At 55.7% G+C, this 13,833-nt stretch carries 7 protein-coding genes and 6 pseudogenes; 6 read left to right on the forward strand and 7 right to left on the reverse strand.

What is annotated here, in order from left to right:
* Positions 1 to 28: 28 nt before the first annotated feature.
* The 3 genes and pseudogenes from metC (at position 29) to dkgA (ending at position 3,089) form a co-directional block, all read left to right on the forward strand.
* Positions 29 to 1,228 (forward strand): annotated as a pseudogene (gene metC, locus SOPEG_RS03425) (cystathionine beta-lyase).
* 145 nt (positions 1,229 to 1,373) lie between these two features.
* Positions 1,374 to 2,036, forward strand: a complete 663-nt coding sequence (locus tag SOPEG_RS03430) for a DedA family protein (RefSeq protein ID WP_025244306.1) — start codon at positions 1,374 to 1,376, stop codon at positions 2,034 to 2,036.
* 222 nt (positions 2,037 to 2,258) lie between these two features.
* A pseudogene (gene dkgA / locus SOPEG_RS03435) lies at positions 2,259 to 3,089 on the forward strand (2,5-didehydrogluconate reductase DkgA).
* A 178-nt stretch (positions 3,090 to 3,267) separates the two neighbouring features.
* Here the strand turns inward: dkgA and ftsP are convergent.
* The 3 genes and pseudogenes from ftsP to parC form a co-directional block, all read right to left on the reverse strand.
* A pseudogene (ftsP, locus tag SOPEG_RS03440) lies at positions 3,268 to 4,534 on the reverse strand (cell division protein FtsP).
* 384 nt (positions 4,535 to 4,918) lie between these two features.
* Complete coding sequence (locus tag SOPEG_RS03445) at positions 4,919 to 5,653, reverse strand: 1-acylglycerol-3-phosphate O-acyltransferase (protein ID WP_025244307.1); 735 nt, start codon at positions 5,651 to 5,653, stop codon at positions 4,919 to 4,921.
* Positions 5,654 to 5,809: 156 nt separating this feature from the next.
* Complete coding sequence (gene parC / locus SOPEG_RS03450) at positions 5,810 to 8,083, reverse strand: DNA topoisomerase IV subunit A (RefSeq protein ID WP_025244308.1); 2,274 nt, start codon at positions 8,081 to 8,083, stop codon at positions 5,810 to 5,812.
* Between the two features lie 272 nt (positions 8,084 to 8,355).
* Between parC and SOPEG_RS03455 the strand changes: the two genes are divergently transcribed.
* Positions 8,356 to 8,670 carry a putative quinol monooxygenase gene (locus SOPEG_RS03455; RefSeq protein ID WP_025244309.1) on the forward strand — a complete coding sequence of 105 codons (315 nt, stop codon included), beginning with the start codon at positions 8,356 to 8,358 and terminating at the stop codon, positions 8,668 to 8,670.
* Between the two features lie 110 nt (positions 8,671 to 8,780).
* Here the strand turns inward: SOPEG_RS03455 and SOPEG_RS31135 are convergent, their stop codons facing one another.
* Both SOPEG_RS31135 and mtnK read right to left on the reverse strand, forming a co-directional pair.
* A complete protein-coding gene (locus SOPEG_RS31135; protein WP_442976089.1) occupies positions 8,781 to 8,864 on the reverse strand; it encodes a small membrane protein YohP in 84 nt (27 codons plus the stop codon).
* Positions 8,865 to 9,067: 203 nt separating this feature from the next.
* Positions 9,068 to 10,220 (reverse strand): annotated as a pseudogene (gene mtnK, locus SOPEG_RS03460) (S-methyl-5-thioribose kinase).
* Between the two features lie 150 nt (positions 10,221 to 10,370).
* On the opposite strand from mtnK, the pseudogene SOPEG_RS23950 reads away from it, so the two are divergent.
* Positions 10,371 to 10,559, forward strand: a pseudogene (locus SOPEG_RS23950) (S-methyl-5-thioribose-1-phosphate isomerase); the annotation flags it as partial.
* A 107-nt stretch (positions 10,560 to 10,666) separates the two neighbouring features.
* Here SOPEG_RS23950 and SOPEG_RS03470 read toward each other — a convergent pair.
* A complete protein-coding gene (locus SOPEG_RS03470; protein WP_038468165.1) occupies positions 10,667 to 11,425 on the reverse strand; it encodes a DNA adenine methylase in 759 nt (252 codons plus the stop codon).
* 310 nt (positions 11,426 to 11,735) lie between these two features.
* Between SOPEG_RS03470 and SOPEG_RS23955 the strand changes: the two are divergent.
* Positions 11,736 to 12,227 (forward strand): annotated as a pseudogene (locus SOPEG_RS23955) (IS21 family transposase); the annotation flags it as partial.
* A gap of 30 nt (positions 12,228 to 12,257) precedes the next feature.
* Here SOPEG_RS23955 and SOPEG_RS03475 read toward each other — a convergent pair.
* Positions 12,258 to 13,466 carry an IS256-like element ISSoEn2 family transposase gene (locus tag SOPEG_RS03475; protein ID WP_025244312.1) on the reverse strand — a complete coding sequence of 403 codons (1,209 nt, stop codon included), beginning with the start codon at positions 13,464 to 13,466 and terminating at the stop codon, positions 12,258 to 12,260.
* Positions 13,467 to 13,833: the final 367 nt, after the last annotated feature.

The following is a 13,833-nucleotide window of genomic DNA, read 5'->3' on the forward strand; positions in this document are numbered from 1 at the left end:
ATCTCTGCTAGAAGGCAAAGCGCGAATAATGACGTCGAAGAAATTGGAAACGGTGCTGGTCAGCGCCGGCAGAAAACCCTCGTTTACCCATGGGTCGGTAAATCCGGTAATCCAGCGGGCATCCTAGCTGGTTTTTGACTCAGTCCAGCATAAGAAAAAGGCGACGGCGGGACGCGCCAGCGGCGAGCTGTTTTATGGCCGGCGCGGCACGCTTACTCATTTCTCATTGCAGCAAGCGATGGTGGAGTTGGAAGGGGGTGCCGGCTGCGCGCTCTATCCCTGCGGTACCGCAGCGGTCAGCAATGCGATTCCTTCCTTCGTCTCGGCGGGCGATCATATATTGGTGACCAATTCAGCCTATGAACCGACGCAAGACTTCTGCCGGCATATCCTTGGCAAAATGAATATCGCCACCACGTGGTTTGATCCGCTTATCAGTACGGATATCGGCTCTCTGATTCAGGATAATACGCGAGTGGTGATGCTGGAATCCCCCGGTTCGATTACCATGGAAGTGCAGGATATCCCGGCCATCGTGCGCGCGGTGCGGGCCAGAAATCCGGATATAGTCATTATGCTGGATAATACCTGGGCGGCAGGCATATTACTTAAGGCGCTGGATTTGGGCGTCGATATCTCCCTTCAAGCCGGCACTAAATATCTGATCGGCCATTCCGATGCGATGATCGGTACCGCGGTAGCCAACGCGCGCTGCTGGGACCAGTTGCGCGAGCAATCCTATCTGATGGGACAAATGGTTGACGCCGATACCGCGTATATGGCCGCACGGGGGCTGCGTACGCTCGGCATCCGGCTAAAGCAGCATGAGGAAAACGGCCTGCGTGTGGCGCGCTGGCTGGCGCAGCGGCCAGAGGTGGCGGTAGTCAATCACCCGGCGCTGCCGGGCAGCAAAGGGCATGACGTCTTCGTGCGCGACTTCACCGGGGCCAGCGGGCTGTTTTCTTTTGTGCTAAATCAACGATTAAGCGATCAGCAACTGGCAAATTACCTGGACCACTTCACGCATTTCAGCATGGCTTACTCATGGGGCGGTTTCGAGTCGCTGATACTGGCGAATCAGCCGGAAGAACTGGCGGCCATACGACCCGCGGGCGGTGTCGATTTCACCGGCACGCTGGTGCGGCTGCACATCGGGCTGGAAAACGGCGATGATCTCATCGACGATTTGGCCGCCGGCTTCGCCCGCATCGCGCAAGGAGAGCGATAAAATCACGTTTATGCGCCGATTAATCGCCGGTTGACGCTTTGCTGACTAAAATAGATTGAAAAAAGTGTTTGGTTGGGTGATGGATCAAGGACTGGGAACCGGTGTAACGCTAAGCTGTCGATAAAATGTGAGTAAGCAGGTTGAAATGAATCCACTAGAAGAGATTATCCGGGCGCTTTGGCATCAGGATTTTGCCACTTTGGCCGATCCCCGGATGATCTGGGTGGTCTATGGGGTAATGTTTACCACGCTGTTTTTAGAAAATGGATTGCTACCGGCCTCCTTTTTGCCGGGTGATAGTTTACTGCTGCTCTCGGGCGCGATGGTCGCCAAAGGCGTCATGGCGTTTTTTCCCACGCTCATCATTCTCAGCGCGGCGGCGGGTTTCGGCTGCTGGTTCAGCTACCTGCAGGGGCGCTGGCTGGGTGATACGCGCATCGTCAGAAGCTGGTTGCTCCATCTGCCCGCTCACTGTCACCTGCGCGCTTACACCATGTTTAATCGTCACAGGCTGACCGCGCTGCTGGTCGGCCGTTTTCTGGCTTTTGTGCGTACGCTGCTGCCGACGATGGCCGGCATTTCCGGCCTCAGCAATACCCGTTTTCAGCTGTTCAATTGGTTAAGCGCGCTAATCTGGGTCACCGTGCTGGTGACCCTTGGCTATGCTATCAGCCATGTGCCGGTGGTGAAACATCATGAAGATCAGGTGATGATGGCGCTAATCGTCCTGCCCGTGGTGGTGCTGGTCACCGGTCTGATAGGCAGCGTGCTGCTGACTATCCGCCGGCGGCGGGTGAAAAACGCCTAGGCCCGTCATGCAGTAACGCAGGCAAATCTGTTGCGGCCGGCCGTTTTCCCCATCGTCGCGGCGTGAAGAGGATCACCGCCTAACATCACTGCGCACACACAGGCCCTAACGCATCGCCGACGCCGCGGCAGGCTCTTTTTTCTGCTAAAATTAAACTTATCCCATCACTCATGGCCCTCGCCGTCCCGCACGGGCGCGGCGCTTGGACAAAAAGGAGAAAGCATGACAACGCAACCTACGGTCACATTCCACGATGGACATACCATGCCGCAGTTGGGTTTGGAGGTCTGGAAAGCCAGTAACCAGGAAGTGGTCACCGCAATCGAGGCAGTGTTGGAGGCCGGCTATCGCTCCATTGATACCGCGGCTATTTACAAAAACGAAGAGGGTGTCGGTCAGGCGCTGCAGGGCGCCACGGTGGCGCGGGAAGATCTGTTTATTACCACTAAACTGTGGAACGGCTATCAAACCATGGCCCAAAAGGCTATCGGGCAAAGTCTGGCCAAACTACGCCTGGACTATATCGATCTTTATTTAATGCACTGGCCGGTGCCGAGCAAGGATAACTATGTACAGGCCTGGCGCGACATGGTGAAACTGAAGAAAGAAGGGCTGGCGAAAAGCATCGGGGTGTGTAATTTCGAGCCGCACCATCTTCAGCGCCTGCTGGATGAAACCGGCGTGGTGCCGGTGATAAACCAAATTGAGCTGCATCCGCTGTTGCAGCAGCAGGCGTTACGAGATTTCGATGCCCGGTATTAGATTTTGACCGAATCCTGGAGTCCTCTGGCGCAGGGCGGTAAGGGGGTGTTTGACCAGGCGATTATCCGAGAGCTGGCGGACAAATACGGTAAAACGCCGGCGCAGATTGTTATCCGCTGGCATATCGATAACGCCTTGGTGGTGATCCCGAAATCGGTCACGCCGGCGCGGATACGCGCCAACTTCGACGTACTCGACTTCAGCCTGACGCAGGATGATCTAGATACCATTGCCACATTGGACAGCGGCAAACGGCTGGGTTCGCATCCGGATACCATGGCTATGGTCTGAGACCGGAGCCAAATCCAGCGCCGCGAGGGTAGCAGGCCGCGCTAGCTCTCATCGCAGGGATAGTGCTGGTTACCCCTGCCCCGTCTTCACGCACTGGCCGCCTTGTCGACGCGCGCCACGCCCACGGTTTTGCGGTCGCGGCGGCACCTCACGGCCGGTGGCGCACTCTGCGCCGCCGTTAGCCCAGGGCCGCGGGCCGTACGACAAATTGCCCCGCGGCGCCGCGATCGGCCATTTCCAGCGTCTGGCTGTAATAGAGATAAGGAAAGTGCTCCGGCGCCACCTGTGGGAACCAAACCAGCAGTTCCACTTCGTTATCGACCCACACCGTATCTTTCCAACCCTGATCTTCCGGCAATGGCGTGCTGCCATTGACGCGTTTAATCAGAAAAGCCACTCCCTGAATATGGAACTCCTGTGGGGTGTTGGTATGGACTATCCAGCGCTCAAAACTGCCCTGTAAACTTTGAAAGTCGTTACGGTTCATATTCCATAACGCACCGTTGATATCGGGGGTAGCCCCCCCCCCGAGGGAGAATTCGCGGGTGCGGCTAATGCCGCCGTCGATCAGCTGATCGGACAACAAGCGCATCGGCAGATTATCGGTGACCAAGGGTAACAGCCCGGTCGGTTTAAGCGTCAGCACCGTGGTATTGACCAGTATCGATGAGGGTTCAAAAAAGCCGCGTACCCGATCCATCAGACCGGCCGCTTCGCCGGCGGTGATGACCACGTCTTCCCCTTTGGACATATCGATAAGAATTTCACGCCGCTCGCCAGGCGCCAGCGACAGCCAGGTGACCGGCACCGGCGCAGGCAAGAACCCCTGGTCGCCGGCAACGACTTGCATGGCGCGGCCGTCGCTGAGTTGCAACTGATAACGCCGAGCGTTGGAGGCATTGAGCAGCCGCAGACGCACCCAACCGCGCGACACTTCCACAAAGGGGCTCTGCGCGCCGTTCACCAGCAGAGTATCGCCGAGGAAACCGCCGCTGGCGGGTGGGTTGTACACCGGCTGGCCGAAATTATCCAGCCGTTTGTCCTGGATGATAAGCGGGAAGTCATCGACGCCATAATGATTCGGCAGCGGCAGCACTTTGCTTAGCGCATCCTCCACCAGCCATAGCCCCGCCAGGCCGTTATAGACATGCGGCGCCATACGATTAGGGGTATTGGCATGGTACCAACAGGTGGCCGCCGGCTGACGGATCGGCAGCACCGGTGACCAGTCCGCGCCCGGCGACATCATCCGCGCCGCTCATTAGCGTACCGGGCATCTGCAGACCGCTGACGGTCATCGCCACGGGTTCATTCAGCCGATTGTTATAAATAAGCTTGACGTCATCACCGTTGAACACCCGTACCGTCGGGCCGAGATAACCGCCGTTGATGCCCCAGGTGGCGGCGCGTCGGCCGGCGGCAAAGGTCCAGTGCGAACGCTGCAGCGTCAGAAATAACGGCGGCCCGCGGCGTGATTCCAGCAAGGGTGGGATCGGCAGCGCCACGGGCGCATCGGCGGCTCGCGCCCGCAGCGGCAGCGCGCTGGCCGCAAGCGTAACCCCGGTTGCCTGAATAAACCGACGCCGACTGAGTGACATATCTGCTCCATTAGACACGGCAAAGCTTTTCTCGTCATGTCCGGCCTGCGTCAGGCCGGGAAATCATCAACCGTACACCGGGACCGAATTGGCGCCTGGGCCTCTATTCGTCCCGGCCACGGTCTTATTGTTACGGACCCGGCCGGCATTAAGCATTAAGGGGAAAGGCTTTCGCCATTGCAGCACCCGCCGTTCGTCAAGTCGCGACCGACGGTCTGGGGTCGAAAACTTTCAGCGCTCCAGCGTTTCTCGCCTGGCCACTTCCGCGTTCAAATCGTCGAGCTTGTTTTTCATCACTTCCCGACAGTGTCGGGTCAATGCGCGCACCTGCTCACGGCTATAACCGGCCGTTTCAACCGGCGGCAAAATTTCGATGATGACCAAGCCGTTGGACCAGCGATTGAGTTTGATTTTGTTCGAGGTATTGGAAACGCAAATTGGCACAATAGGAACCTCGGCGGCAATCGCGGTGTAGAACGCCCCGGTTTTAAAGGGCAGCAAACCGCGACCGCGGCTTCGGGTCCCTTCTGGAAACATCCAGATGGAAATATTGCGCTTTTTGATACTCTGTACGGTTTCGGTAAGCGTGCTATGGGCGCGGGCGCTGTTATCGCGATCGATAAGCAAATTGCCGGTCAACCAGTAAAGCGGTCCAAACAGCGGGATCCATAGCAGGCTTTTTTTTCCCACCGTTACGGTACGCGGCTGCACGACATAGGCCGCGGTCACCATATCGTAGTTGTTCTGATGATTGGCAATATAAATGCAATTTTGCGGCAGCGTCACGCCTTCAGGATGGCGAACTTCCACCCGGATGCCAAACAGGGGCGACATACGGCCAAACCAGCGGCCGAAGGTGGCGACATGACGAGGGTCTCGCGGGCTGAACAAGCAATAAATCAAGCCAAAAACGCAGATGATTATTGACAACAGCACCACCAAAATGGTGCGAACAATAGCGAGCATAGTTACCCCTTAACCTTCAGCCGTCGCTAGTATACCGGCTTCCTGACAAAATACACGGTTATTCCCCCGGCCGTCGGGCGGTATTAAAAAACACGGAGGATCATCACCTGTCACCACAGAGAAAACCGGCCGGGGGATGCCCGGCCGGCGCAGGTATTACGCCGTTTCCTCTTCGCCGGCGCCGGCCAGCGGATCGTTGATTTCCACCCGATCGATTTGTTGCAGTCCGCGCGGCAACAAAGTTCCCTTACGCCCGCGTTCAGCGCTGAATTTCTGCAAGTCTTCCGGGCGAAGAGTGAGCTTGCGTTTGCCGACATAAAAAGTAACGGAGGCTTTGGTGGACAGCAGATACAGACCGGCGAGACGATCCTTGCCCGCCGCCGCATCCGCGGAGGGGATGGAGATGATTTTATTGCCTTTTCCTTTCAACAGCTGCGGCAGATCGTCGACCGGGAACATCAGCAGACGCCCGGCTTGGGTGAACGCCAACAGCTTATCGGCGGCGCCTTTTATCCATAGCGGCGGCATGACTTTGGCATTTTCCGGCAGCGTCAACAGCGCCTTACCGGCGCGATTGCGCGCCACTAAATCGCTAAAACTGCACACGAAACCGTAGCCGGCATCGGAGGCCATCAGCAATTTCTGATCGTCAGCGCCGGTGAGCATTTGCTCGACCGAGGCGCCCGGCGGTAGCGTTAGTTTACCGGTCAGCGGTTCACCCTGGCCGCGCGCCGACGGTAGACCGGCGGGCTCTAAGGCGTAGCTGCGTCCGGTGGAGTCGATGAACACCACCGGTTGGTTGCTCTTGCCGCGCACCGACGACAGGTAATTGTCGCCGGATCGGTAACCGAGCCCGCTCGGATCGATATCGTGGCCTTTGGCGCTGCGCACCCAGCCCATGATCGACAGGCTCACCGTCACCGGCTCCGACGGAATCAGCTCATTTTCGCTCAGCGCTTTCGCCTCGTCGCGTTCCACCAGCGGCGAGCGGCGCGCATCGCCGTAAGCGGCGGCATCCGCCTCGATTTCTTTTTTCAGCAGGTTGCTCAGCTTGCGTTCCGAGGCCAGGATCGCCTGGATTTTGTCGCGTTCCTTCTCCAACTCATCCTGTTCGCTGCGGAGCTTCATTTCTTCTAATTTGGCCAAGTGGCGGAGTTTTAATTCGAGAATGGCGTCAGCCTGGGTTTCGCTCAGCTCGAATCGCTGCATCAGAACCTGTTTCGGCTCATCCTCGGTGCGGATAATGTGGATAACCTCATCCAGGTTGAGGTAGGCCACCAACAGGCCGGTCAGGATATGCAACCGGCGCAGGACTTTCTCCAGGCGGAAGTTCAGCCGGCGGCGTACGGTGTCGCGACGATAAACCAACCACTCCGACAGAATCTCGTGCAGGTTTTTCACCGCCGGACGGCCGTCCAGCCCGATCATGTTCATATTGACGCGATAGCTGCGTTCCAAATCGGTAGTGGCGAAAAGATGGTTCATGACCTGCGCCAGGTCAACGCGGTTGGAGCGCGGGACGATGACCAGGCGGGTCGGGTTTTCATGGTCCGATTCGTCGCGCAAATCCTCCACCATCGGCAATTTTTTCGCGCGCATCTGACTGGCTATCTGTTCCAGAACCTTAGCGCCGGACACCTGATGCGGCAACGCGCTGATAACCGCCTCGCCCTCCTCGATGGTCCACAGCACGCGCATGCGCACGGAGCCGCGGCCGGTCTGGTAAATCTTGCGTAGATCGTCATGGGGAGTAATGATTTCCGCCTCGGTGGGAAAATCCGGCCCCTTTACATGTTCCAGCAAGTTTTCCAACGTGGCGGAAGGATTGCCCAGCAGCGCAATCGCCGCGGCCGCCACTTCGTTGATGTTATGAGGCGGTATCGCGGTCGCCATCCCGACCGCGATACCGGTCGTGCCGTTCAGCAACACATTCGGCAACCGCGCCGGCAGCATCTTCGGCTCTTCTAGCGTCCCGTCGAAGTTGGGTACGTAATCCACCGTGCCTTGCCCCAATTCGCCGAGCAGTACTTCGGCATAGCGGGACAGGCGCGATTCCGTGTAGCGCATGGCGGCGAAGGATTTGGGATCGTCCGGCGCCCCCCAGTTACCCTGGCCATCCACCATCGGATAGCGATAAGAGAAGGGTTGCGCCATCAGCACCATGGCTTCGTAGCAGGCGCTATCGCCGTGGGGATGATATTTCCCCAGTACGTCGCCGACGGTGCGCGCCGACTTTTTGTATTTCGCGCTGGCGTTCAGCCCCAGTTCCGACATCGCATAAACGATGCGGCGTTGCACCGGCTTGAGCCCGTCGCCGATAAACGGTAGCGCACGATCCATGATGACGTACATGGAATAATTGAGGTACGCGTTTTCGGTAAATTTATGCAGCGCCAGGCGTTCGACACTGTCATGAGTCAGCTCGCTCATTGATTATTGTTTCCTCTGACCGCGGTATGGCCACGTGAGCAGTCACATCCCATACGCCGCGGGTATGGGGTTCGTGAGCATGATACTACCCTATCCGCCCCCTCGCTGTCACAGGACTCGCGCGGGTGCCAATACGTCAGCGTGGCTTAGGCCCCGCTGCGTTCAGTATAATAAGTGGTCGAATCACGGATGCGATAAAATATCACGAGCATCCGGCCCGCGTCTTTGGTTAACTAATGGCGCCCCCGAACGAAAGTGAAACAGAGGAAGCGATGATCACGGTAATTGCAGAAATCAAAGTCAAACCGGGACGAAGAGAAGCGGTTTTAGCCGCTATCGAAGCGCTCAGGCCGAACGTGCTGGCCGAAGACGGATGCGGCGAATACACTTTGCTCACCGACTATAAAGCGCAAGTACCGTGGCGTAAAACCGCTCCCGACTCCATTTTTATGCTGGAACAATGGAAGAGCATTCGGCATTTGGAGCAGCACCAACAAACGGCACATATGGATGCCCATCGCGCCAATATTCGCGATGACGTGATGGATGTCACATTTCATATTTTAGAGAGACGCTCGGGAGCGTAATAGGCGCCATACATATGGGCCGGGCGCGACGACATTATTGTCGTTGATCGCGCCAAAACAAGGGGAAGAGAGGCTGGCGCTAACGGGCGTGCCGTTAGCGCCGGTCGGAATCAAAAGATCAATTTAAAGACACCGGTCAACGTCAGCAGGCCGACGATAAAAATAATGGCAATTATCCACAGAAATATTTTCATTCCCTGTTCCTTCTCGTTAAGTGATTATCGTTTTGACCATAAGTCGATGATATCGTTATTTGAGTATAGAAGAGGAATCAGGATTTACCGTATCGGCCGCAAGAAAATTGTCCGTCGCGCAAGGGACACCGCCTGACAGAAAGCCGTCTTGCGCGGACCGGGACCGGGCGCGCGGGAAAACCCCGCGGCGGCGGCCCGGCCGCTTAGGCATGTTGACGTATACGGGCGTCCAACGCGGCGGCGTCGGCGATGTGCGGCGCGGATCAACATTTTGCCCAGCGTCAGCGCCCGTCGCTGGCAAGCGTGGCGCATTTCGGCGTCTTGAATCCCGTCCAGATCGCTAACGTGGGCCAGCCCCACCGTACGCCGGATAAGCTCTGTGCCGCAGTACCCTATCGCGTCCTGTAACACTTCACGCAAAAACAGCTGTACATAACCGGGCTCCGCCAAGGTGTGGTCACGGCTTTTTTCCGCCGCCAGGCCGTGAAATCCCTCACTGAATGCCTGCCAGACTTCCTGCACATCGCGCAGGCGATGCTCGCGTCCCGCTGCGGCTTCGCGCGGCGGCAAGAGCCCCGGCAAACCGCAGTAATTGAGCAACAAATTACCCACCGCGGTGCCGATATCGAACCCCACGGGACCATAGTAGCCAAATTCAGCATCGATCACCTTTAGGCGCTCGCGGGCGACGAAAAGGGAACCGCTGTGGATATCTCCATGCAGCAGCGCTTCCGCTTTCGTCAAGAAACGGTGTTTGAGCACCGCCACCCTGAGCTTCAGCTCCCGATCGTCGCGCAGCGCGGCCGCTTCCAGTTCGGGCTCATAGGCGTTGCGCTCATGGACCCGATAGGGGTCGGTAAAGAACAGATCTTCCGTTATGCGGCACATTTCAGGGTTGGAAAAACGGGCGACTTCGCTTTTTTTCTCCTCGGGCGGCTGAAAGAAATCAGAGGTGTGAAACAATGTCTGCGCCAGATACTCGCCCAGCTGACGGGCGGCATCAGGATACCACGCCCCCTTCACCAGCTCGTTGCGCCAGATGAGATGATCGGAAAGATCTTCCAGCACCATCGTCGCCTGGAGCGGATCGTGATGTATCACCCGCACCGTGTGCTGCAGGCAATAGCGGCCATGAATCAGCAGCGTTTCCGCTTCGATACGCGCCCGATCGAGCGTCAGCGGCCAGGATTCCCCGACGCAGCGCACGTACGGCAGCGCCTGTTTGACGATGACCCGGCTGACGCCGTCAGCCTGTAAAATTTTGAATACCAGATTGAGATTGCCGTCACCAATCTCCTGCGCGGCAATAAGCGCGCCGGGGTCGCTTACGCCGGCGAACCGGCGGGCATAGGCCACCGCGTCAGCGGCGGTAAGCTGTCATATCGACTTCCCTGATTAGCTGCTAAAAGGCCGTAAAGGCGTAAAACTATTTAGACGTCTATATATCTTGATGGCATGCTGGCAGAATAGTAAACTAGATGCAATAACCAGTAAGGGACAACAGCAATGCTGACGTTTAGCACCACCAGCCTGCGGGTCAGGGAAAATCAATTATGGATTTTGGATCAGCAGGCGTTGCCGCAGCAACAACGCTGGCATCCTGCGCAGACGGTGGCGCAATTGGTGGATCACATCCGCGCGCTGCGCGTGCGCGGCGCGCCGCTTATCGGTCTGTCCGCCAGCCTGCTGTTGGCCTGTAGCGATGCAATCAATTCTGGACTAATTTGCAAACAATTCTGGACTCCCATAACCCCTAAAAAATGGCTATTTTGGACAGTCCAGAATTGTTTGCAAACAGGAAATCAGGCGAAATTACGAATGACCAACTCGCGTCTACTATGACGGTTCTTGCCTAATGAGTATTTTAGGTCAACAACGTCGATATGAAGGTTTTTGAAGATGAGCCTCATTTCTGGGATATCATTAACTGAAATCACCATTCTTCCTGCTATTGAATGAGCAAGGCTATCAATGATGCTGTATTGCTCCAGGCCAAACGCTGCGCCATAGCCTTGAGTCTTCCAGTAAGGTGGATCAAGATAGAACAATGAGTGTGGCCTATCATATTTTTCAATACAAGCCTGCCACCCAAGATGCTCTATGGTTGCATGGGATAAACGCAGGTGAGCCTGTGATAGCTGTTCTTCGATTCTTAAGAGGTTCAATGACTGTGATCGCACAGCCGAAGTACCAAAGTTCTGCCCGCTCACTTTGCCACCAAATGTGAGCTGCTGAAGACAGTAAAAGCGGGCGGCTCGCTGTATATCGGTCAGCGTTTGCGGAGGTATTTCTTTCAGCCAATCAAACAGCTGCCTGCTGCTCAAGGCCCACTTGAACTGGTGGACGAATTCCTCCAAATGGTACTTGACTACCCGATAGAGGTTTATCAAATCCCCGTTGATATCGTTCAACACTTCGACTGTGGATGGATCCTTGCTGAAAAACAGCGCAGCTCCTCCACAGAATGGTTCAACGTAGAATTTGTGCGCAGGAAAGCACGGTAAAATATGTTTAGCCAGCCTCCGCTTTCCTCCCACCCATGGTATGATTGGTGTATTCATCAATATAGTTCCTACATATAAATATAAGTTTTACCGATCAATTATTGGTTATTGATCGTCAAAATAATTATCACTCATGCAGAAATATACAGATACAAACAGAGCCGTAGAGTATAAATATCGCTATTCATTTTTCTGTGTCACTGCTGCTGGTTCCGGTCACATCCGATCACTGATTCCGATTTCACCCGATCACTAATTCTGATTTCATCCGATCACTGATTCCGGTCGCCCGATCAGCGATTCCGATTCTGTCCGATCGCTCATCTTCTGTTCCGCCATACTCTGGAGACTTTTAGCTTCCGGGGGCATGGCACGTAAAAAGAAGAAAGCGAGAACGGAAATGTGCATCTATATTAATGTTTTACGTATGAAATTCGAGCAGCGTCGCTCGAATCGCACTATCGCAGCAGCGCTCGGCATAGGCTGTACTACCGTGCACGATATCCTCGGCCGATTCACGGTAGCTAACCTGGTCTGGCCATTGCCGGCGGAACTGTCCCCCGTCGACCTCGACCGCCTGCTCTATCCCGGCAAATCCGGAAAAGTTATCAATACCTTACCCAGCTGGCTTGATATCGATACCGAGTTAAGCCGCAAGGGCATGACCAAGCAGCTGCTCTGGATGGAATATCAGTCCTCCGTGGGCGGTGATGCCCTCGGTTACTCACAGTTTTGTGCACTGTTCCGTGACTGGAAAAAGAAGCAGCGGCGTTCCATGCGCATGGAGCACAAGGCTGGCGAAAAGCTCTTCATCGACTTCTGTGGCCCCACCGTACCTATCGTCAACCCTGCGACGACCCTGTACACGATTCTGTGTAAATGCCTTTTCTCAGAAGTGACCGTCCAGGCGGTCACCGAACTCGATAATAAAGCGGCTTATTGCCATGCGCCAGTCCCTCAAAGGCATTGTCCATTTCTGTGAGGCCGCCTGTATCGCCAGCCACACCACCTTTTTCACTGCGTCGTCGGTCGGGAACACCTGGCGCTTTTTGATGGCATGCCGGATCACGCTGTTTAACGACTCGATGGCGTTGGTCGTGTAGATCACCTTGCGGATGTCCGTTGGGTAGGCAAAGAACGTGGCCAGATTGGCCCAGTTTGCCTGCCAGCTTCGACTTATTTGCGGGTAGCGGATGTCCCAGGCACTGGAGAACGCTTCCAGCGCCTGCAAGCCGGCTTCTTCCGTAGGGGCCTGATAGATAGCTTTCAGGTCGCGGGTGACGGCCTTGTAGTCCTTCCAGGAGACGAACCGCAGGCTGTTGCGCACCATATGTACGATACACAGCTGGAGCCGCGCCTCCGGATACACCGCGTTAATAGCGTCAGGGAAACCTTTCAGCCCGTCTACGCAGGCGATAAGGATATCGTTCAGGCCGCGGTTTTTCAGCTCTGTCAGCACGTTCAGCCAGAACTTTGCGCCTTCATTTTCGGCCAGCCACATACCTAGCAACTCTTTCTGGCCTTCGATGTTGATGCCCAGCGCCAGGAACACAGATTTGTTGATGATGCGGCTGTCCTGCCGGACTTTTAGAACGATACAGTCAAGATAAACAATGGGATAGACTGCATCCAGAGGCCGGTTTTGCCATTCGACAACCTGCTCCATGACCGCATCGGTGACCTTTGAGACCAGCGCCGGCAAGACATCGGCGTCATACAGCTCTTTGAACACGGCGGCGATCTCGCGGGTGGTCATCCCTTTGGCGTACAACGATAAAATCTGGTTATCCATCCCGGTAATCCGGGTCTGGTTCTTCTTCACCAGTTGCGGTTCAAAGGAACCGTCACGATCGCGCGGAGTACGCAGCGCCAGCGGGCCATCGCCAGTGGTAACGGTTTTTGTGGAATAGCCGTTGCGGGCGTTGGTCCCCGGTTTAGGCTGATTTTTATCGTAGCCGAGGTGATGGGTCATTTCGGCATTGAGAGCTGCTTCGACGCTAATTTTTTTCAGCAGCCGATCGAAGTGACTGAGATCTTCAGGGGTTTTGAGATTTTTGGCCAGTTCGTTAGCCAGAGCCTGCAACTGTTTTTCGTCCATAAATTAACCTGTTTTTGATGTTGGATTGAACATATCAAAATCAGGCAAATACACAAATTTCTAAACAGGCTCGTCGGAATCTGCAGCTGCTCCAAAACTGACCCACTGTGCCAATTTAAGCGCTACCACCTCCTGCGGAAAAATCTCAAGAAAAATGCCCATAGGAGACAATGAAAACCCAAGACAACAGATGCTGGTCAGCACATGCATATTTAGCCTCTCTGCTATGCCAAAAGGCGGCTCAGCTGGACACCTGTCGCGGTTTACGGGAATGACAGTGAAAATTCGCTTTGCCCTCACGTATCGGCGCGTTGAAGCTCCTGAGGGAATTTTAAGTGCTTTTCGCGCTTCTCTCGTCTGCGGCATA

The sequence above is a fragment of the Candidatus Sodalis pierantonius str. SOPE genome (genome assembly GCF_000517405.1).
Lineage (GTDB): Bacteria > Pseudomonadota > Gammaproteobacteria > Enterobacterales > Enterobacteriaceae > Sodalis_C > Sodalis_C pierantonii.

Excerpts from the sequence above, each read along its gene's own strand:
- SOPEG_RS03430 (WP_025244306.1), top strand. The coding sequence starts at position 1,374 with ATGAATCCACTAGAAGAGATTATCCGGGCGCTTTGGCATCAGGATTTT.
- SOPEG_RS03445 (WP_025244307.1), bottom strand. The coding sequence starts at position 5,653 with ATGCTCGCTATTGTTCGCACCATTTTGGTGGTGCTGTTGTCAATAATC.
- parC (WP_025244308.1), bottom strand. The coding sequence starts at position 8,083 with ATGAGCGAGCTGACTCATGACAGTGTCGAACGCCTGGCGCTGCATAAA.
- SOPEG_RS03455 (WP_025244309.1), top strand. The coding sequence starts at position 8,356 with ATGATCACGGTAATTGCAGAAATCAAAGTCAAACCGGGACGAAGAGAA.
- SOPEG_RS31135 (WP_442976089.1), bottom strand. The coding sequence starts at position 8,864 with ATGAAAATATTTCTGTGGATAATTGCCATTATTTTTATCGTCGGCCTG.
- SOPEG_RS03470 (WP_038468165.1), bottom strand. The coding sequence starts at position 11,425 with ATGAATACACCAATCATACCATGGGTGGGAGGAAAGCGGAGGCTGGCT.
- SOPEG_RS03475 (WP_025244312.1), bottom strand. The coding sequence starts at position 13,466 with ATGGACGAAAAACAGTTGCAGGCTCTGGCTAACGAACTGGCCAAAAAT.